Source organism: Vibrio sp. Sgm 5, from assembly GCF_026241575.1.
Lineage (GTDB): Bacteria > Pseudomonadota > Gammaproteobacteria > Enterobacterales > Vibrionaceae > Vibrio > Vibrio jasicida.
The window spans coordinates 1-19,874 of the sequence record NZ_JAPHPY010000030.1 but is presented as its reverse complement, the minus strand read 5'-3'; the positions used below and the strand labels follow the sequence as shown (position 1 = coordinate 19,874).

Below are 19,874 nucleotides of genomic sequence, written 5' to 3'. Positions count from 1 at the left end.
TCAATCTGGACAAGCTAGTCTTTAGCTGAAGCAGGGCTGGCTCAACAAAGATTGATGCTTGCAGGTAATGCATTGTAATTGTTCACTTTTCTATGGCGTTAAAATTAAATGGAGGTAATCAATGAACAAACAAAGAATGGTTGGGAGGTGAAAGCCAAAGGCTTTCATAAATCAAATAAAACATTTTCCTTTAAAGGTAGTATGCCTTGATCTTCAAGCCTCCTGACTTGAGTGGGATAGAGCCTTTTGGATTGCAAATGAAAGTGGTGCTGCCTGCAATGATCTTTTCCACTGGATCGTGTTGATGACCTGAAATCCAGTATCGTGCTTTAGAGATCAGCTCGTCGCTCAAACTAGCTTGGTAGTACGGAGCATAATCGCTGTTGGCATTTTGCTCGACAGCAAAAGCTTCTTTTGATGGAAGATGATGAGATATCGCTATATCAACTTTCCTTGGAAAGTTGTTAATGAATGCCTTGTGCTGCTCTTCAATCATTTGATGGCTGACGTACTTTGTATCATTCATCAGTTTTGAGTACGCATCTATTAGTTCAGGCGAGTATGTGTTATAGGAAACCAAAGAGTGCCGCCATAAATGGTACATCCGTCTAAATCAATTGATTCATTATCCAGAAAAACAAGTTCGCAGTTGTGTCACTGTGCACCTTAAGCTTTGCTATTGGGGAGTATGTTTGAACATCAATACCGTTTTCGGAGTTGATTGAAACTTGTCTGTGCAGATAACCAGAATGATAAGATTTACTTTTACTACCGTACCACTCGTGGTTCCCTGCAATGAGGACAACGGCTTTAAAGTAAGAGCAAAGAACATTTTTTACATACGCAATGCCATTGAGCGCATTGGCGGTGTCACCCGCAATAATCAAAACAGCGTCATTATCGAAGTTATGCCAAAAGCTCCGATGGATACCGTGTAAATCCAAGTGCAAATCAGATACTGCGTAAAATTTCAATTTCTCTACCTGGCTGAGTTTGTAAATGTGGCCTTTGTGTACAGTATACCTACAGCTAATTAAGAGCTAGTCATTCCCATTGTATTGAGGAAAAAGCTAAGCGCACTATCCTTTGTATATTCATAGGAGCTAAATGACTATAACAACCTAATTTGTTGATGAATTAATAGAATGGAGTCATACATTCCCCTCTGGGTCATCGTTAATGTGGTAAACAATGTGAATAAATATCGCAAATCTTTAGTTTTAGGCAAAATAACAGGTTAAATAGTTGTTTGGCCTATGTTTTTAGGCGCTCTTTGGGCGTCAGTGTTTCATATAATGCTATGAATAAAAAAGTAACCAATGAAACGTTTTGCTATGGAAGACTCGAATCCCTCTCTAAAGTCAGAGCGAGAACATCACTACGACTATAACTACCCTTTCCCACCTAGGCACCATGACTGGTACTGGCGTGATGCTTCAATGAGCTATGATGAGGCTATTGAAGCGTTCCATGCTCAAAGTGAAGAAGATCAGCACATAAGACGTAATCCCGTAAATCGAGATACTCCAAAGAAAGTTGTGGATCCTAATTCCCATGATGGCAAGGGGTATCCATTTCCACCAAGGCACTCAATGACTTGGCAGAATAATGAATATGGTGTGAGTTATGATGAAGCTGTTGCTTTGTATGAGCATGAAAGGGCAAAGGCAGTTAACCCTAGAATGGTTCGTAATCCCCTTGTGAATGTTTCGCCTAAAACACCTGACGGTTCACGTTTAGCTGTCCAAGTTATGAATCAAGAATTAGCTAATGCTGAAGCTGCGATGAAATCTGTTCCTGTCGTAAACCCTGATAATTTGTATTGGCCACCGTATAACTTCACTACAGGTGAAGAGTATGAAATTATTTTGAAGAGGGAGCTTGAAGCCAATCACAAAAAAGCGATCATACTAACACCTGAGGATGCTTACGATACCTTGGTAAGTCTTTGGGAAGAAGACGGGACTGATGCTCTTAAAACCGTTGATAAAGCTAATTCGTGGGCGGGGCATGGTGTTGCTATCTACAAGACGTATGAGTTAGTGAAACAGTTTGGTGATATTGGTGTAAAAGCTGCTGTTTTCGAGAGTAAAGGGAAAGAGTATATTGCGATTACAACAAAGAATAATTCCGACAGAGTCTTAAGGCATGTATTAGTTAATGGGGTTCGCCTCAAAGTCAACGGTCATAAATATAGAACAAGCAACCCTAAAGTGATTCAGCTTGGCTTAACCCCTCAAAGTCGTGCTACCGCAGCTAAAGGTGGTGCTCTTGTTACATTTGTATTATCAGCGGCAATCAATACTAACGAACTGGTATTTAATGATGAGTTTCATTTGGTTGATTGGTTTGGAAATGTCGGTGTTGATATGTTCAAAGCCTTGATTGCTTTTGGGGCTGGTGAGGCTGCAATTTTGGCTATCGGTGGAATACTAGGATCGCCTATTGTTGTTGGTGTTGTTACTGCTATCTTAGTTTCAGTGTTCGTAGATTGGATTTTCGATGAGTGGAAAATATCGGATAAAGTTGTTGAAGGGCTAAAAGATGCAACCAGTTGAGTTAAATAGAACAAAAGTGATCTGTTCAGCGATTGTCTTATTGGTATTCTTGTTGGGCGCTTGGGGGGCACTGTCGATAGATGTTTTTCATACTATTAATGACATCTTTCAGAAAAATAGTATCGTTGATATTAATGTTTACGCATTATGGGTTCCTGTCGGCTTCTTAGGGGCAATAGGGTATTTTATAGTAGCGTTTTCAATCGCTATCATAACTGGTAAGCGGACAGATACGGTTTGGGGGGAAAGAGGACAGAGGTTGACTGTGAAAATTGTCGGCTTATTTGCTGTTTTGGGATTAGTTTCAGCGTTTGCTACTTATCAATGGATGACTGGCGAGCTTGAAAAAAATGGCTACGTATTTAGCAAGGAAGATAGTCGATTTTCCGCATTTGGTAGACACGAAGTTTACTTAAAAACAAAACCTTTGATGTGATAGGAAGCTTTAGCATTATCCCGTAATAAACCACCCTTGAAACTCATATTAACTTCCTGAATAACCCAAGACATTCAGGAGGTTAAATGAGCAAATTACAACGTCTCACCACTGCATTTCTAAACAATCTCAAGCCTAACCTTGCCAACACTAAATCCACCGATTACGAAGTTAACTTGTCTGCTATGAAAGACAGTGGTTTGCTGATTGGTGTTCGCTGCGAGTCGGTATAGAAATGGATTATTCTGCGTGAATGATTACTTCACTATCGTTGTATGTTAGGCCATATAAGTAACTAGGCCTTTGACACCTTTGCTACTCATTGTGTGGGTTTTGGTTTGATTATGTAACTTTAACTACTCATTAGCCGTTTTCAGAGTGCCAGTCTTGAGAATCAAAAACTAAGAATAGTATTTGGCTGTGTTCATTTTTTTGGTTTGTTCATAAAAAATGAACAGAAGAATAAAATGAACGCTTGATGTGGTTCTTATCTTGATGACACCTCACTTGCGTATAGGTGACTATGGCATTTAGGGCAGATTGGTGTACTAGGTAGCGTAACTTGCCACTGGCATTGACACATGATGCACTCAAATTGAGCTGAACGTTTTGGTATAGGTGTAGGTGGGACAGCTTTCGTTGTTGATTGCCATGAGTCGGATCTGTGAAGGTTGACATTCCTCTGGTTGCGATGACGATATTGGTCATTACGAAAGCTCGGAGTAGGTCGTGGTGTGTACTGAGATGCCTTTAAGGATAATCGCTCAGTCGCTTCTTGTTCCAACTGAGCGTAGCGCGGATGAAATACCCACACTTTAGATTCGACATCGTTTTGAAGGTAATCTTTTAGTTTGTCCAGTTGCCGAGTCCCTGACACTTTATCGCGTGTAAATAGGTGATGTGTATCATCCAGCTTGATTTCGAGCACACCGCATTGCCTGTTATGTGGTGTGAGCAATTCATTTGGAAGTGGACGGTTTGGGTGGGTGAAATAAATAACAAAGCTGAATTCACCGACTTTGCCCATTACATCCACAATACATTTCTCAAATAAAGCTTCTTTATCGACGTTATCAAGTAAGATGGTGGATGATTTAGCAACCAAAAAATCTTCTGTGAAACACTTTCCTTTCGCTTGTTTTGTTAGAGAACTTCTGTACTCAGGAAGAACAATTGATATACCCGTTTCTATCACTTGTCTCGCCATCATGCGCACAGAAACAAAAAAAGAAAAATCACATTCTTTGTCAGTTCCTTCAACCTTGCGGCTCGCATGAGCAAAGTGCCATTGCTTTTCTTTACCTTGTCTCGCAATCAGTGGCATGTGGCAAGAAGGGCATATACAGCCGCAATTCTTCCCTCGCACAACATCAGCGACATCAACGAATGTCTGATCTTGGATTCTTAAGCCGAAAGGCACATGTTGAAGCAGCATCAAAGCGTGAATAACTCTCAATTTAGCGACGGTATGTACTGATTTTAGGCAAGAATGCTTTATAAATATGTTAGATAGGTTATGAATTGTGCCTTTGTTTTCGTATTGTCTTTTATACAATCGATTATTAACTGCATGAAAGTGATGTAATTGTCGGGGCTAGATATGGATGAGCTTGAGCTAATTGAACAAAAGATTCATGAGCTAAAAAAGGAGCTGGCTCAACTTGAACAGCAGAAGCAGCGTCTATTGACGCAGGAAGCGATTGACAAGGAAGCTGCATGTGAAATGTCACCTCAGCAAAAACTGTCTATCTATCAGAGTTATTTTAAAGGCAATACTCAATGCTATGCGCATAGGTGGCAGAACCAACAAGGTAGAAGTGGTTATGCGATTGCTTGCGAAAATGAGTGGCATCAAGGTGTATGCGGTAAACCTAAAGTAAAGTGTTTGGAATGCCCCAACCAAGCATTCAAGCCGTTAGGTGACGATGCTATGTATGCCCACCTTACTGGCAAAGAGGTTGTTGGTTTGTATCCTATGCTGGCGAACAATACCTGTTGGTTACTAGCGGTTGATTTTGATAAAAGTGATTGGCAAGAAGCCTCTCTTGCTTATGTCGAAGTGTGCAAACTAAAAGGCATCGATTGTTTATTAGAACGATCTCGCTCTGGTCAGGGGGCACATGTCTGGATTTTCTTTGTACAGGAGACTGACGCAAAAGTAGCTCGACAATTAGGGTTCTATTTACTTGATGAAGCCATGAAAATTCATGGTGCTTTGTCATTTGATTCCTATGACCGCCTATTCCCCAATCAAGACGTACTACCTATCGGGGGAATTGGTAATCTGATTGCTTTGCCGTTACAAAAACAAGCTCGTTTAAATGGAAACTCGGTGTTTGTTGATCACTCTTTTACACCATACCCTGATCAATGGGAGGTGTTAGCGTCGACGGGACGACTATCTATTGAGAAAATAGAATTACTTCTCGAAAGCAGAGTTGACCATCGAAATGATGGTGAAGATGGCGCATCAATCAAGCCATGGGAACGAACAGTCAACACAAGCGCTGCCATCCCAGACAAACCTAAGGCGTTAGACATCGTTCTAGCCAACCGATTGTACTTACCGATAAACCAAGTTCCGAATCCTCTAATTGCTCAGTTTAAAAAATTGGCATCCTTTTCGAATCCTAAGTTTTTCAAAGCCCAAGGGTTGCGTTTGTCGACCAACGGAATTGCGCGTTTTATATGCTTGGCGGAATTAGACAGTGGTTACTTGAGCTTGCCGAGGGGGTGTTGGGATGACTTACAGGCTATTTGCTTAGAATTAGGGATTGCTCTCCAAGTTACGGATAATCGTTTTGTTGGTCAGGCGCTAACGGACATGACATTTGTTGGCTCTTTGCGCTCAGCGCAAAGTAAAGCGATTGATGAGCTAATGCAGCATGATATTGGTGTTCTTCACGCTCCAACGGCCTTTGGTAAAACGGTAACAGCAATTGGTCTAATACAAAGGCGAGGAGTCAATACTCTGGTTTTAGTGCATAACAAGCAGCTTGTTGACCAGTGGCAGGAGCGCTTAAAAGCGTTCACTCAAGGTATCGATATCGGCGTATATACAGGAAGCAAGAAGAAACCGACTGGACAAGTTGATATTGCGACTTATCAAAGTTTGATCAACAGAAGCGACAACAGTGTTCATGCACTGGTGAAAAAATATGGTCAAATCATTGTGGATGAATGCCACCATCTATCAGCACCTCAATATGAGCAGGTGTTATCTGAAGCGCATGCGAAGTACGTCGTTGGGATCAGTGCAACACTTGAAAGGCGAGATGGGCATCAACCGATCATATTTATGCAAGCCGGTAGAGTAAGGCATACCATAAAGTCAGACCGTAACAACCAGTTTGCTCAGGTACTAGATTGCCGAGAGCTGAACCTCGAAGTGCCATTACATTTGTCTTCGAATGACCCTAAACCTCATATTTCTGAGATTTATCGCTGGTTAATGCTTCACCCTATACGTAACGCCACCATTGTCGAGGGAATTCAAAAAGAGGTCTCCAATGGCCGAGTTCCGATCGTGTTAACCGAGCGGAGAGAGCACGCTAATATCATTGCTGGTTTGCTTAATGATGTGGGGATCACACATCAAATATTAGTAGGTTCGATGAAGAAAAAGCAGCAAGCTGAGGTGATGTCGAAGCTAGGCAGTACACAAGTCATTGTTGCTACAGGACGTTTTGTCGGAGAGGGCTTTGACCTTCCACGCCTAGATACTTTGATATTGGCGCTGCCAGTGTCTTGGAAAGGTTCGTTAATCCAATATGTAGGGCGAATACAGCGAGATTACAAAGGAAAAGAGGAGGTGAAAGTGATCGACTATATTGATGCAAAAATGCCAATGTTGCTCAGGATGTTCAAAAAACGAGAAAAAGGGTATCGAGCACTAGGGTTCTTCGATAAGGATCAGAAGGCGTGGCAAACTAACCTAATTTAGCTAGCCCTAATCTATAATTTGTTGTACGTACAACTCGAGAGGGATATGGGAAATCCAACTTGATGATTTGAATATCTTCAAGCTCAATTTTATTGAGCTTGTCTGAAAACTCTTAGTTCGAGTCTTGCCAGAACACAATACGGAACTGTTCAAATTTTTTAAGGAGGGCCTGATAAATTTGGCTGATGTTCATTTGTATCCGAAAGGGCTGAGTGCTTTTTGACAATATGGCGCGAATTGTAATACTTACGGTGGATTTCGTCTGTGCTGGGTACTGATGAGAGTGATTTAAAACAGGGAAAAAATCCCCTGTTTAGTTTAGGTGAGAGTTTAGCGAGTAACGTGTTGAAGACTAGGAGTCTTCAGTTCTTGGAGTAGAAGCTGATTGTGTTCAGCGTTGAAAAGGTCTAGCAACATACTTCTCTTTTCGTGGAACGCAATGGCTATTGGATCGTTAGTTCCTGATATGGCAGTTTTCGCTTTGCTGTTACACCAGGTGCGAAAGTCTTGGAGGGTATGGTTGTAGCGCTTTCCGCTTTCGCGCATCAGGTGTTCGGACAGTCTGAATTTCTCAAAACGGTCGCAAAGCTGACTTTCGATGTAGATTGCTTTTGGCATGATATCCATCATCAATGTGATGAATTCAAGCATATGCTCTAAGTGACGTTCAGTCGCTTTATCGGCAAACGCGATCAAATTATCGATGAGAGCTAACACTTCATTTCTTTGTACCGCCAACTCAGTAATAAGCGTTGGCGCAATGTCTCTGGTTTCCGAAACCAGCATTTTATCTAACAGAATCACGCGAGCCGACTCAACGGTTCCGAAGTAACGAGACAACTTATTTAGATAAAAAAGAATGTTTTGCGCATCAATATCTTCCGATATGACATCTATGGTTTGCTGAAGCTTGTCGATTTTCTTTGCTAAGTACATGGTTTGAACCACGATAGCACCGACGATAATGGTGGTTGAAAGACCGATGGCGGCAAGCTGCGTGGCATGGCTGGATTGGATGAGAGCAGCGAGGTTTCCAGCTTTTTCACTCTCCAAGATCACTTCTTTCAAAGGCATATGTTGTACGATACCCGACTTGCCTGATTGCTCCGTCCAATAGGCGACGCCATCTCTCAGGGTGACATCTCCCGAGGCAAGACCGTCTTTGACCGTTGTGTAAACTTTTTCCCAATCAAAAGTAAATACTGTTTCCATTAGAATAGATCCGTTTCAGGTTTAAGCATTTGTTGACGCATCGCAGCGATTTGCACAACACAGGGGAGGGTAATTCTATAAGCGGGGCCAGTGACTGAGGCTAGTGTAAAATATGCCGCCAGTGCAATGCCTATCGGGCCTGCAAAGACAGGGGCCACTCGAGCGCCGCCGAACATAAAGAAGGCTGTGGGTGACAAAGCACCTAAAGAGCCAAGCAGGCTGGACGCATAAGAGCTGGCGAGGATCATGCTCACTGAATAAACAGTCTTTTTGTCGTTAGAAGAGTCTAATTGCTTAAGGATTTCCCGAATTGTTTCAGGACCAGTCTTGGTTGTGTCGAGTTCCAGCTCTTGCGCAATCAATTCGCGTTGTTTTGAATCCAGCTTTGCCCACATGTCCTCAAACAGCTTTGAGATGAGCTTTTTCTCAATTTCTACGACGGGATCATTTTTAAAGTCCGCTTTGACTTTCTGCTTCTTGCACACATCTTTCAGAATGTCGCGGTAATGTGTACCTTTGCGCCTAACCATATTAGCCACGCTGTCGCCGCCATAGTATTGAATTTCAGCTGCGATAGCTCGCCAGGCTTTGGTCAAATCACCGTTGGCGGCAACAAACTCGGGGTGAATAGTCAGCTGTTCAGTAAATCGCTTTTGACCTTTCTGGTTCTTGGTAAGGTACTGCACTAGCACCTCTAGCATGTCATTGCTGGCGTACTGCAATGGGCCAGCGAGATCTTGATCATCTCTGTAGTTATTTGTCATTTAGATTTGCTCAATAATAAAAAGCTGGTCTTCAAAGAGGCCCGCAAAATACAATATTCTATTTGTTAATAGGCTTTTGGTGCCTTGTCGTGAATCGATTTTACCTCAGCTAGTAAGTTACCAAATTTCCCGTAATTTTCTTTGACGCCATCGTCCAAATCGATAGAAATATTCATTTCCGCTAAATGCTTAAGCTCTTCATCGAAAGCGCGAAGTTCAGATTGCTTCTTATCGATAGCTTTAAGCTCTTTCTCAATGCGGCGCTGTTCAGCACTGGTTGCATTGGCAAACTGCGGGATGAATTTTATTTTGATGATCTCGGTATCGAACTGCCTGAAAAGCAGCGTTATTTTGAAACGCTAAACTACGTGATCGACATGGCGCAGCAACCCCCTTAAATTTGCACCATTGTTCATGAAGGAATCGCTGCTATTCCGGATGCCGCCAAACTTTTTGAAGTGCTTGAGCTCTTAAAGAAAAGTAACCAACACGGGATAAGCCGTGGGTTTATCGAGCGTTTCCTCTCTGATACTGCTTATGAACATGCTCCAATCCACGACAAGCTAGTGTCCATGCTGGAGACGCACCCTTTGCAGGCAGAGTTTTACAAAGAAGACCTCAAAGCTGCCAAAATTGGCTACCGCTCGAGCGCAGAACAAGCACTGATTGATGGGTATTTTGATGAGACAGAAGTCATGCTCAATTACTCGTTGAAAGGCGGGCACAATGAGTACCTCGAAGCTTTGACCAAAAGCTATTTCGTCCGTAATAAGTTAGCCACTGTAAAGCCGTTCCCCTTTAAGTACTTGTCTGAATGTAAGGATAAGATGAAATTCAACCATGAAAAATGAAAGTGTGCGACCAAAAATTCCAATGCTGCTCAGGATGTTCAACAAGCGAGAAAAAGGGTATCGAGCACTTGGCTTTTCATCTGAATCAATAGCTCAAAAGCAACTGATCTAGGTTAAGTTCAAGCTGTCAAATTGAGATCTAAAAGTGTTCTCATCTCATGAGGTAGGTACAAACTAAGTAAACGCGCTCCTCGGGGCTCCGCGCTTTTTAGGCCCCGTCAAAGACGGGCAAGTGATCCAGGGGTTATTTTTTACAGTGACTTTGGTCAAAACTCGAATTTTGTTTGGTTTGAGTTCAGCATGACTTTGTCATGCTGGTATATGATGAGTATGAATGCAATCAGATGGCTTTGGTTCTAACAATCAAACAAAGCAAGGAATGAACTTGGTGGATCATTGTTCGGAAGTGATTTTCATCAGGGAATCTGCTTAAAATATTTCAATATGTCAAATTAAGTTGTTGTTTTTATAGATGTTTTTTTGATAAGCAATCGAAAGTGTGTTATAACTATTATAACCATTAGAACTAGTAATATGATTATAATACTAGTATAAGGAACAATAGACGTATTTCTTCTATTTGGGTTGTAGCAGTCAGTTGCTTGCAAAAAAAACAACTCACAATAACGCAACTTTCTCTCACGCCCGTGCAAGTTCCTCTCACAGTACTCTGCTCTCTGTACATATACACTTAAAAATCTATGACACTCTTCGTATGTGGGTGAACTTGTGTTAATGAAGCCCATTTCATGTCGGGATCCGCATCTGTACTTTTCCAACCCTAATTAAAGTTCTAATGAGAGATGAAGCAACAGTCAATTTTGGGACTGATTTAGTGATAAATAAACCACTGATTAGAAGGGACTTTTTAGTGGCGCTCCTGAAAAAATTTTAGTGGCACTCCTGAAATCCAACCCGAATTAAAGCTCTAATGAGAGATGAAGCAACAGTCAATTTTAGGACTGATTTAGTGATAAGTAAACTACTGATTATAATTAACTTTTTAGTGGCACTCCTGAGAAAATTTTAGTGGCACTCCTGAAATCCAACCCTAATTAAAGCTCTAATGAGAGATGAAGCAACAGTCAATTTTGGGACTGATTTAGCGATAAATAAACCACTGATTATAATGGACTTTTTAGTGGCACTCTTGAGAAAATTTTAGTGGCACTCCTGAAATCCAACTCTAATTAAAATTCTAATGAGAGATGAAGCAATAGTCAATTTTGGGACTGATTTATTGATAGTTAAGTTACTGATTGAAAGGGGCTTTTTAGTGGGATTCCTGAGAGAATTTTAGTGACACTCTTGAAACTCAACACTCAACTAAGTTTGAAAGAGGTCATAAAGTAATGAGCAGATCCAGGATTTAACACATAAAGGCAAGTGATTGAATTAAATTGTTTTTTAGGTGGAGGATCGACGGTCTTCTATGTGATGCAATTTAGATGATGATTCCGATTGATTGGTTTAGTGGCACTTTTCCCCTTGGTTTTTTCCTGAAGTTGGTTTTAGTGGCACTTTTCCCCTTGGTTTTTTCCTGAAGTTGGTTTTAGTGGCACTTTTCCCCTAGGTTTTCTCCTGAAGTTGGTTTTAGTGGCACTTTTCCCCTAGGTTTTCTCCTGAAGTTGGTTTTAGTGGCACTTTTTCCCTAGGTTTTCTCCTGAACTTGGTTTTAGTGGCACTTTTCCCCCTAGGATTTCTCCCTAACTGGGTTTTAAAGGCACTGTTACTTCTAAAGCTTTGCTCCTTCTCATCTAGATACTTTGATATTGGTGTTACCAGTCTTGTACTGAACATCTTAAAAGCAGTAACCAGCAAGGTATAAGCCGTGGCTTTATCGAACAGTTTCTCTCTGAATCTTCACATATGAGCACAAACCAATTCATTACAAACAAGTGTCCATACTGGAGCCCCCTTTTGTAGGAAGAGTTTGAAGCTGCCCGCACAACCATTTACGGCAACAGAGAAGAATTATTGTTTCCGCATATGTACTCTTGCGGTAACGGGGAATTGCCAGTGGGGAAGGTCAAGTGGAGAAGTGGATTAAAGAGCGCTTGTTAACCAGAGAGGTTGCTATGTAACCAACTAATTAGAAGCCGTGCACAATGCGCTACCTATATCATTGTCCATTTCCCAATTTTCTCATATTCTCTCATTATTAACTCTGAACAATAAAACCAACATGAGATAACACTCTGAATGGTAGACCAAATTTTAACCTTGAAAGAGGTGGCTGCTTACCTAAAGTTGGCCGAAAAAACAGCATACAGATTAGCAAGCGAAGGAAAGCTTCCTGGTTTCAAAGTCGGCGGTTCTTGGCGCTTCAAACGTGAAGACCTTGAAGCGTGGATAGAAGAACAAAAAAGCCAAGACTGACTAATCTCAAAAATACCGAATTACTTCAATGGGCGACTATCTTTTCAAAGTCGACCAACAGTAGAAATGAATTGAGCAGAACATGAATAAACAACAACTAGCAGCAAAAATCTGGGAATCAGCAAACCAGATGCGTTCAAAAATCGAAGCCAATGAATACAAAGACTACATCTTAGGCTTCATTTTCTACAAATATCTGAGCGATACCCAAGTAAGCTTCCTTATCGAGCAAGGGATGACACAGGATGACATCAAAGCATTGGTCGAAGATGACACAGAAACAGTAGATTATATTCGAAGAGAGAAAGGGTACTTCATTGCTTATGACAACCTATTCTCGACTTGGGTGGATTCAAGCACAGAGTTTGATGAGTCGAATGTTCGCGATGCACTGTCAGCCTTTAACCGTCTAATCAATAAAAAACACAAAAAACTGTTTGAAGGTATATTCACCACGTTAGAAACGGGGCTAAGCAAACTGGGGGAAACCTCTGGTAAGCGAACCAAAGCAATCAGCGACTTACTTCACCTCATTAAAGCCATCCCGATGACGGGTAATCTTGGCTATGATGTGCTGGGTTACATCTATGAATATCTGATTGAAAAGTTTGCCGCCAATGCGGGCAAAAAAGCGGGCGAGTTCTATACGCCGCATGAAGTCTCGCTATTGATGTCTGAAATCACCGCGCATGAGCTCAAACATAAAGATGAGATTGAGATTTACGATCCAACCAGTGGTTCGGGCTCATTGTTGATTAACATCGGTAGCTCAGTGGCCAAATACGCTAAGAGCAAAGATGACATCAAATACTACGCTCAAGAGCTTAAGCAAAGCACCTACAACTTAACTCGTATGAACCTGATCATGCGTGGTATTTTGCCAGATAACATCACCACCCGTAACGGTGATACGCTAGAAGATGACTGGCCATACTTTGATGAAAGCAATCCACAAGAGTCTTACCAACCTCTGTATGTGGATGCAGTGGTCTCTAACCCGCCGTATTCACAAAAGTGGGACCCAGAAAACAAAGAGAACGATCCGCGTTACGCACGCTTTGGCCTAGCACCAAAAACTAAAGCCGACTTTGCGTTTCTATTGCATGACTTATACCACCTCAAGCCAGATGGCATTATGACCATTGTACTGCCACACGGTGTGCTTTTCCGTGGTGGTGAAGAGGGCGAGATCCGCAAGCAACTGATCGAGAACAACCATATTGATGCCATCATCGGCTTACCAGCCAACATCTTCTTTGGTACGGGTATCCCAACTGTGATTTTGGTGCTCAAGCAGAAGCGTGAAAACAACGACGTACTGATTGTGGATGCCTCGAAGCACTTTGTAAAGGAAGGCAAAAATAACAAACTGCAAGACTCAGACATCAAGCGCATCATCGATGCCGTTATTCATCGCCAAGATAATGCCAAGTTCTCGAAAGTGGTTAGCAAGAAAACCATTCAACAAAATGAGTACAACCTCAATATTCCGCGCTATGTGGACTCTTCACCCGCTGCTGAAACGTGGGATCTTCACGCGACCATGCTAGGTGGTATTCCAAATCGTGAAATAGCCGCCCTAAAGGAGTACTGGGATGCGTTGCCAGAGCTTCATGATGCGCTGTTTAGCGCGAAATCATCTGACTACAGCGAGTTGGCGGTTGAGAAGATCCAAGTACAAACTACGATTGCACAGCACCCACAACTGCTTGCGTTTATTGAGGCATACAACCAAGCGTTTGATGGCTTTGATGACTACCTAAAAACCACCTTAATTGATAGCTGGGAAGACGTTAACCGCAACCGACAACAAGCGCAATTGAGTGTTGAATTGTTTAAGCGTATGCAGCCGATTGCCTTGGTAGATAAATACCAAGCCTACCAACTGCTTAGTGATCAGTGGCAGATCATTAGTGCCGACCTTGAAATGATGCAAACCGAAGGGTTTAAGGCAACCACGCAGGTTGACCCGAATATGATCATCAAGAAAGTCAAAGGCAAAGAGACCGAAGTGCAAGACGGTTGGAAAGGGCACATTATGCCGTTTGATTTGGTACAAAAAACGCACTTAAACAATGAACTGCTAGCCCTAGCCAAACAAGATGCTCGTTTAGCAGAGATCACCTCTTTGTTTGAGGAGATTTTAGAGTCACTCTCTGAAGATGAAAAAGAAGCGGAAACCATCAAAGAATCGAACGATGGCTTTGTGAATGCACAAGTCACCAAAGAAGCCAAGGTGCTAGCGAAAGCAAACGGATCATTTGATGAAGAGAGCTATGAAGCCAAAATCATTAAAGTTGCCGCTCTGATTGAAGAAGAGAAAAAACTCAAGAAAGCCTTTAAAGAAGCGACAACCGCACTGCACTTAAAAACCAAACAGACAATTGAAGCACTAACTGACAGTCAAGTGAATGAATTGTTAGAGCTTAAATGGATCACGCCGTTATGTGATGAGCTGCTCACTATGCCAAGCGCGGTCGTTAACCGCTTAACCAATAAAGTCCAAGCACTTGCAGACAAATACGCCGTGACTTATTCCCAAGTGGCGAGTGATATTCAAACTTCAGAAAATGAGCTAGCAGAAATGATGGGTCAATTGAAAGGAAAGGAGTTTGATATGCAGGGCTTGGCGGAACTGACTAAGTTGCTGAAGGGTGCATGAGATGAGTAATGAAAAAAATGTACCAGAGGTTCGCTTTGAAGGATTTTATAATGAATGGTATTGCGAAAAAGTAGCAAATATTGCCCCATTACAAAGAGGTTTTGATTTACCCAAAAGCAAAATGAAATCGGGTGAATATCCTGTTGTAATGTCTAATGGGATTAACGGCTTTCATAATACTTTTAAATCAAAAGCCCCAGGCATTGTTACAGGACGGTCAGGTACGATTGGCAACCTGCATTATATTGAATCTGATTATTGGCCTCACAATACATCGTTATGGGTTACAAACTTTCATGGGAATGTGCCGCTATTCGTTTTCTACCTTTACGTTAAACTAGATTTGAAACGATTTGGCTCGGGTAGTGGAGTACCCACTCTAAATAGAAATGACGTTCATGATCAACATATTACTTTCCCTAAGAACATAAAAGAGCAATCGTTGGTCGGCAATTACTTCCAAAAACTTGACACTCTGATCAACCAACACCAACAAAAGCACGACAAGTTCAGCAACCTGAAAAAAGCCATGCTGGAAAAGATGTTTCCAAAGGCAGGCGAAACTGTGCCTGAAATTCGTTTTGATGGTTTTAGTGGAGAATGGGAAAGCAAGGAGATTCGTGAGCTAGCTGATATTGTTCGTGGAGCTAGCCCAAGACCAATAGATGATCCTAAATGGTTCGATAAAAGCTCGAAAGTTGGTTGGCTACGTATTAGAGATGTGACTGAGCAAGATGGAAGAATTCATCATTTAGAGCAGAGGATATCAAAAGAAGGTGAGAGTAAAACTCGTGTTCTACATGAGTCTCACCTTTTGTTGAGTATAGCTGCTAGTGTGGGGAAACCTGTGATCAACTATGTATCAACAGGAGTTCACGATGGCTTTCTTATCTTTCGTCAGCCTAACTTTGATATGGAATTCATGTATCAATGGTTAAAGTCATTTGAGTCAAAATGGCAGCAGTATGGTCAACCAGGTAGTCAAGTTAATCTGAATTCAGATATTGTAAAAAATCAAGTTGTTTTGGTGCCTTGCAGAGATGAACAAATACTTATCGGTGATTACTTAAAGAAACTAGATAGACTGATAAACCAGCACAAACAACAAGTCACCAAACTCAAAAACATCAAGCAAGCATGCCTAGATAAAATGTTCGTGTAACAAGGATAGCCGATGACCACTTTTAAAAGAGAAGCGGATTTTGAAAAAGCTTTTATCGAAGTACTGATTGATAAAGGCTGGGAGCATGAGGTTCTTAAAAGCAAAACCGAAGCCGATTTGTTACAAAACTGGGCAAATATTTTATTTGAGAACAACCGCCAACGTGATCGCCTCAACGATGTGCCGCTCACGAGCGGTGAGATGCAGCAGATCATTGAGCAAATCAAAGAGCTTAAAACGCCGTTTAAGCTCAATGGCTTTATTAACGGTAAAACCGTGGCGATCAAGCGCGACAACGAGAATGACCCAGAACATTTGGGCAAAGAAGTCAGCTTAAAGATCTACGACAGACAAGAGATAGCAGCAGGGCAAAGCCGTTATCAAATCGTTCAGCAACCTAAGTTTGAGCGTGGCAGCCCACTGCGTAATGATCGCCGTGGTGACATTATGCTGCTGATCAACGGCATGCCTGTGTTCCACATTGAGTTAAAACGCAGTGGCATTCCTGTCAGCCAAGCAGTGAACCAAATTGAGAAGTACTCCAAGGAGGGGATCTTTAGCGGTTTGTTCTCACTGGTGCAAGTGTTTGTTGCCATGCAGCCAGAAGAGTCGAAGTATTTCACCAACCCAGGTGCCGATGGCAAGTTCAACCCTGATTACCAATTTAATTGGGGCAATGTGAACAATGACCCCGTCAATCACTGGAAAGAGGTAGCGTCAAAACTGCTTTCGATTCCGATGGCACATCAGCTGATTGGTTTCTACACCGTAGCGGATAATACCGATGGGGTGCTCAAGGTGATGCGTAGTTATCAGTACTACGCCGCTAATGCTATCTCTGATAAGGTCGCGAAAACTAAATGGCGACAGATTAACTCGAATGCTGATCGGCTTGGTGGTTATGTTTGGCATACTACGGGCTCGGGCAAAACCATGACTAGTTTTAAGTCGGCTCAGTTAATTGCTCAATCTCGCGACGCCGACAAAGTGGTGTTCTTGATGGATCGCATCGAGCTTGGTTCGCAGTCACTCAAAGAATACCGCAACTTTGCCGATGATAGAGAAGAGGTGCAAGCCACCGAAAACACCGATGTGTTGGTCACTAAGCTAAAAAGCTCAGACCCCAAAGAGACATTGATTGTTAGCTCTATTCAAAAAATGAGCAATATCTTTGAAGCGGTTGACGACCAAGGCACTGCCACCAACTCAGCGGATATTGATCTCATTCGTGAAAAGCGCATGGTGTTTATTATAGATGAAGCACACCGCTCAACCTTTGGTGACATGCTAACCATCATCAAAAAAACCTTCCCTAAGGCGCTGTTTTTTGGCTTCACCGGTACACCTATTCAAGGTGAAAATGAGATAAAGGGCACTACCACCCCCGATATTTTTGGCGATGAGTTGCACCGTTATAGCCTTGCCGACGGTATCCGCGATAAAAATGTGTTGGGCTTTGATCCATACAAAATACGCACCTTCAAAGAGCGGGAGCTAAGGCAAGCGGTCGCTTTGCAGCAAGCAAAAGCGCAAACGGTCTCTGAGGCCATGGCAGACTCTAAAAAGAAGGACCAATTTAACCATTTCATGAACGATGTGCCGTTGGCTGGGCAAAAGTTGCCTGATGGTCGCTATGAAAAAGGCATTGAAGACTACGTGCCAAAAACTCAATATGAAACTGAGACGCATCAAGAACAAGTTGTCGCAGATATCATCGAGCAGTGGGAAGTATTAAGCCAAGCGAATAAGTTTCATGCCATTTTGGCAACCAGCAGTATTGCGGAAGCGATTGATTACTATCGTCGATTCAAAGCCGCCAAACCTGAGCTTAAAGTGTCGGCGTTATTTGACCCTAACATCAACAATGAAGGGGAAAATAGTGTGGATGGCTGCGCAGAACGCGGTCCAACCTTTAAGGCAGACGGCCTTGAAGAGATTATGACGGATTATAACGCGATGTTTGGTCAAGACTTCGACTTCGGCCGTCACCCGAAGTTCAAGCAAGACATGGCGGCGCGGATGTCGCACAAAAAGCCGTATGAAGGCATCCATAAAGAGCCAGAGAAACAGCTTGATTTGATGATTGTAGTTGACCAGATGTTGACGGGTTTTGACTCTAAATGGGTGAACACGCTCTATTTAGACAAGGTGATCAAATACCAGAATATTATTCAAGCTTTCTCACGCACAAACCGTTTGTTTGGTCCAGACAAGCCGCATGGCACCATTCGTTATTATCGCTATCCAGACACAATGGAACGCCATATTGATGAGGCGGTGAAGCTCTATTCTGGAGATAAACCTTTAGGCTTGTTCGCGGATAAGTTAGAAAGCAACATTGAGGCGATGAACGAAATATTTGCTGATATCCAAACCGTGTTTAGCAATGCGGGTGTGCAAGATTTTGAGTGTCTGCCAGAAGATGATGAAGCCTGTGCGAAATTTGCAGCACTGTACCGTGATTTCAACAAGCACCTTGAAGCAGCGAAAATTCAAGGTCTAGATTGGACAGATGATTCACTAAAGTGTGGTGAGCAAGTGTATCTTGGTTTGGCTCTGCGATACCGAGAACTGGCAAGCCAAAGTGAGCGCGATCCTAGCGGCTCACAATCAGATATACCATTCGATATCGTGGGTTATTTGACTGAAATTGATACGGGTCGAATCGATTCGGACTACATGAATAGTCGATTCGAGCGTTATTTACGAGTTTTGAGCAGTGGTGTTAGCGCAGAGGAGACAGAGAGGACGCTTAATGAGCTGCATCAGTCGTTCTCATCCCTCACACAAGAAGAGCAGCGATATGCTAGGTTGTTTTTAAATGACTTGCAGCGTGGTGACGCTCGCCTTAGTGAAGGCAATAGCTTTAGAGATTACATCAATCGCTATCAAAACCAAGCAGAGCGTGCCCGCATCGATGGTATTGTGAATGCGCTAGGGTTAGACAAAGACTTATTGTTGCAACTCACCAATGGGGTAATCAACGAAGAAAATCTTAATCGTTTTGGGCGTTTTGATACTCTTAAATCCACTGTAAACAGAGATAAAGCGAAAGCGTTCTTTGAGCAGTTGGAAGGAAGAACGATTCCACCATTTAAAATGAATATGCTCATCGATAAGCACCTAAGAGCGTTTATCTTTGAACAGTCGGAAGTGTTTAATGTGGATGAGCCAGTTAACGATGATGTTCAACAGTCATTGAAGCCAGAACCTTTAATGATTGGTGATGTGAAGCTTTATCGCGCTGACCAGCTGCAATCTCTACCAGGGGCACTTGAATTAGGTTCAATTACGTTTAAAACTGATGCGCCATATCTAGATAACCCAGCTTCGCTATTAGCAATGAGCTGCTATGGCGAGTTAAAAGCGCTAGGAGTTGTCTCTTCTGACGTTTTGGATATCACCGTGACTGCACTTCTAGAACTTGAGCAGGTTACTAAGGAGCTTGACCTTCCTCTTTATCAAGAAGGCCAGAGTGGTATTGTGTGGGCGCTTAAAGAAGCAAGAGAAGGTAGCGTTTACGATACTTTCGTTGCATTTTTTGTAGACGCGGCATCTGATCCTGCTGCCTATGTAACAACAGCGGTATGGGAAGGTTCAAAGTGGGTTGCAGGCAAGGCATTGAAAGCAGGCTTTACTCTGATTCCTGAACACCTAAAGGCTAATAAAAAGGCAAAGATTCAAGCACAGGATACTCAAGATTTAATTGATCGTTCTCCGAATGTAATTGACTTCAAAGTTAACGAAAAACTTGCTGCTAAGTGGAAAGAGAAGCAACATTAAATTACCTTTAACTTCTTAGTACCTATGACAGAGAGGCTGCCTTTGGTCTGTCTCTTATACACAAATCCCCAAGCTTGTAGCTTGGGGATTTTTTTTGAACTCTTTCAAGTGTGTGTGATCTGAT

The 19,874-nt window shown here is 42.3% G+C and carries 13 protein-coding genes and 1 pseudogene; 10 read left to right on the top strand and 4 right to left on the bottom strand.

What is annotated here, in order from left to right; translation table 11 throughout:
• Nucleotides 1-190: 190 nt before the first annotated feature.
• Nucleotides 191-974 (bottom strand): annotated as a pseudogene (locus OQJ86_RS16415) (metallophosphoesterase).
• A gap of 345 nt (nt 975-1,319) precedes the next feature.
• On the opposite strand from OQJ86_RS16415, the gene OQJ86_RS16410 reads away from it, so the two are divergent.
• The 3 genes from OQJ86_RS16410 (at nt 1,320) to OQJ86_RS16400 (ending at nt 3,227) form a co-directional block, all read left to right on the top strand.
• A complete protein-coding gene (locus OQJ86_RS16410) occupies nt 1,320-2,558 on the top strand; it encodes a hypothetical protein (protein ID WP_265988412.1) in 1,239 nt (412 codons plus the stop codon).
• Complete coding sequence (locus OQJ86_RS16405; RefSeq protein WP_265988411.1) at nt 2,545-2,994, top strand: hypothetical protein; 450 nt, start codon at nt 2,545-2,547, stop codon at nt 2,992-2,994. The genes OQJ86_RS16410 and OQJ86_RS16405 overlap by 14 nt, the downstream gene beginning before the upstream one ends.
• Before the next feature lie 86 nt (nt 2,995-3,080).
• Complete coding sequence (locus tag OQJ86_RS16400) at nt 3,081-3,227, top strand: hypothetical protein (protein WP_265988410.1); 147 nt, start codon at nt 3,081-3,083, stop codon at nt 3,225-3,227.
• Between the two features lie 254 nt (nt 3,228-3,481).
• Here the strand turns inward: OQJ86_RS16400 and OQJ86_RS16395 are convergent, their stop codons facing one another.
• Nucleotides 3,482-4,429, bottom strand: a complete 948-nt coding sequence (locus OQJ86_RS16395; RefSeq protein WP_265988409.1) for a competence protein CoiA family protein — start codon at nt 4,427-4,429, stop codon at nt 3,482-3,484.
• Nucleotides 4,430-4,594: 165 nt separating this feature from the next.
• Between OQJ86_RS16395 and OQJ86_RS16390 the strand changes: the two genes are divergently transcribed.
• A complete protein-coding gene (locus OQJ86_RS16390; RefSeq protein ID WP_265988408.1) occupies nt 4,595-6,937 on the top strand; it encodes a TOTE conflict system archaeo-eukaryotic primase domain-containing protein in 2,343 nt (780 codons plus the stop codon).
• Between the two features lie 330 nt (nt 6,938-7,267).
• Here the strand turns inward: OQJ86_RS16390 and OQJ86_RS16385 are convergent, their stop codons facing one another.
• Entirely contained in the window at nt 7,268-8,149 is an 882-nt protein-coding gene (locus tag OQJ86_RS16385; protein ID WP_265988407.1) for a hypothetical protein, read from the bottom strand.
• Complete coding sequence (locus tag OQJ86_RS16380; RefSeq protein WP_265988406.1) at nt 8,149-8,913, bottom strand: DUF3944 domain-containing protein; 765 nt, start codon at nt 8,911-8,913, stop codon at nt 8,149-8,151. Before OQJ86_RS16380 ends, OQJ86_RS16385 begins: the two co-directional genes overlap by 1 nt.
• Nucleotides 8,914-9,134: 221 nt before the next feature.
• Between OQJ86_RS16380 and OQJ86_RS16375 the strand changes: the two genes are divergently transcribed.
• From OQJ86_RS16375 to OQJ86_RS16350, 6 genes are all read left to right on the top strand, one after another.
• Entirely contained in the window at nt 9,135-9,311 is a 177-nt protein-coding gene (locus tag OQJ86_RS16375; RefSeq protein WP_265988405.1) for a hypothetical protein, read from the top strand.
• A 60-nt stretch (nt 9,312-9,371) separates the two neighbouring features.
• Nucleotides 9,372-9,764, top strand: a complete 393-nt coding sequence (locus OQJ86_RS16370) for a hypothetical protein (RefSeq protein ID WP_265988404.1) — start codon at nt 9,372-9,374, stop codon at nt 9,762-9,764.
• A 2,202-nt stretch (nt 9,765-11,966) separates the two neighbouring features.
• Nucleotides 11,967-12,143 carry a methylation-associated defense system helix-turn-helix domain-containing protein MAD1 gene (gene mads1, locus OQJ86_RS16365; protein WP_031781202.1) on the top strand — a complete coding sequence of 59 codons (177 nt, stop codon included), beginning with the start codon at nt 11,967-11,969 and terminating at the stop codon, nt 12,141-12,143.
• Nucleotides 12,144-12,225: 82 nt separating this feature from the next.
• The gene (locus tag OQJ86_RS16360; protein WP_265988403.1) at nt 12,226-14,805 is read left to right on the top strand and encodes a type I restriction-modification system subunit M; all 2,580 of its coding nucleotides are present in this window, start codon (nt 12,226-12,228) and stop codon (nt 14,803-14,805) included.
• A 1-nt stretch (nt 14,806) separates the two neighbouring features.
• Entirely contained in the window at nt 14,807-15,967 is a 1,161-nt protein-coding gene (locus tag OQJ86_RS16355; protein ID WP_265988402.1) for a restriction endonuclease subunit S, read from the top strand.
• 12 nt (nt 15,968-15,979) lie between these two features.
• Nucleotides 15,980-19,750 (top strand): type I restriction endonuclease subunit R, EcoR124 family, encoded by a 3,771-nt coding sequence (locus OQJ86_RS16350; RefSeq protein WP_265988401.1) that lies wholly within the window; start codon nt 15,980-15,982, stop codon nt 19,748-19,750.
• The last annotated feature ends 124 nt before the right edge of the window (nt 19,751-19,874 follow it).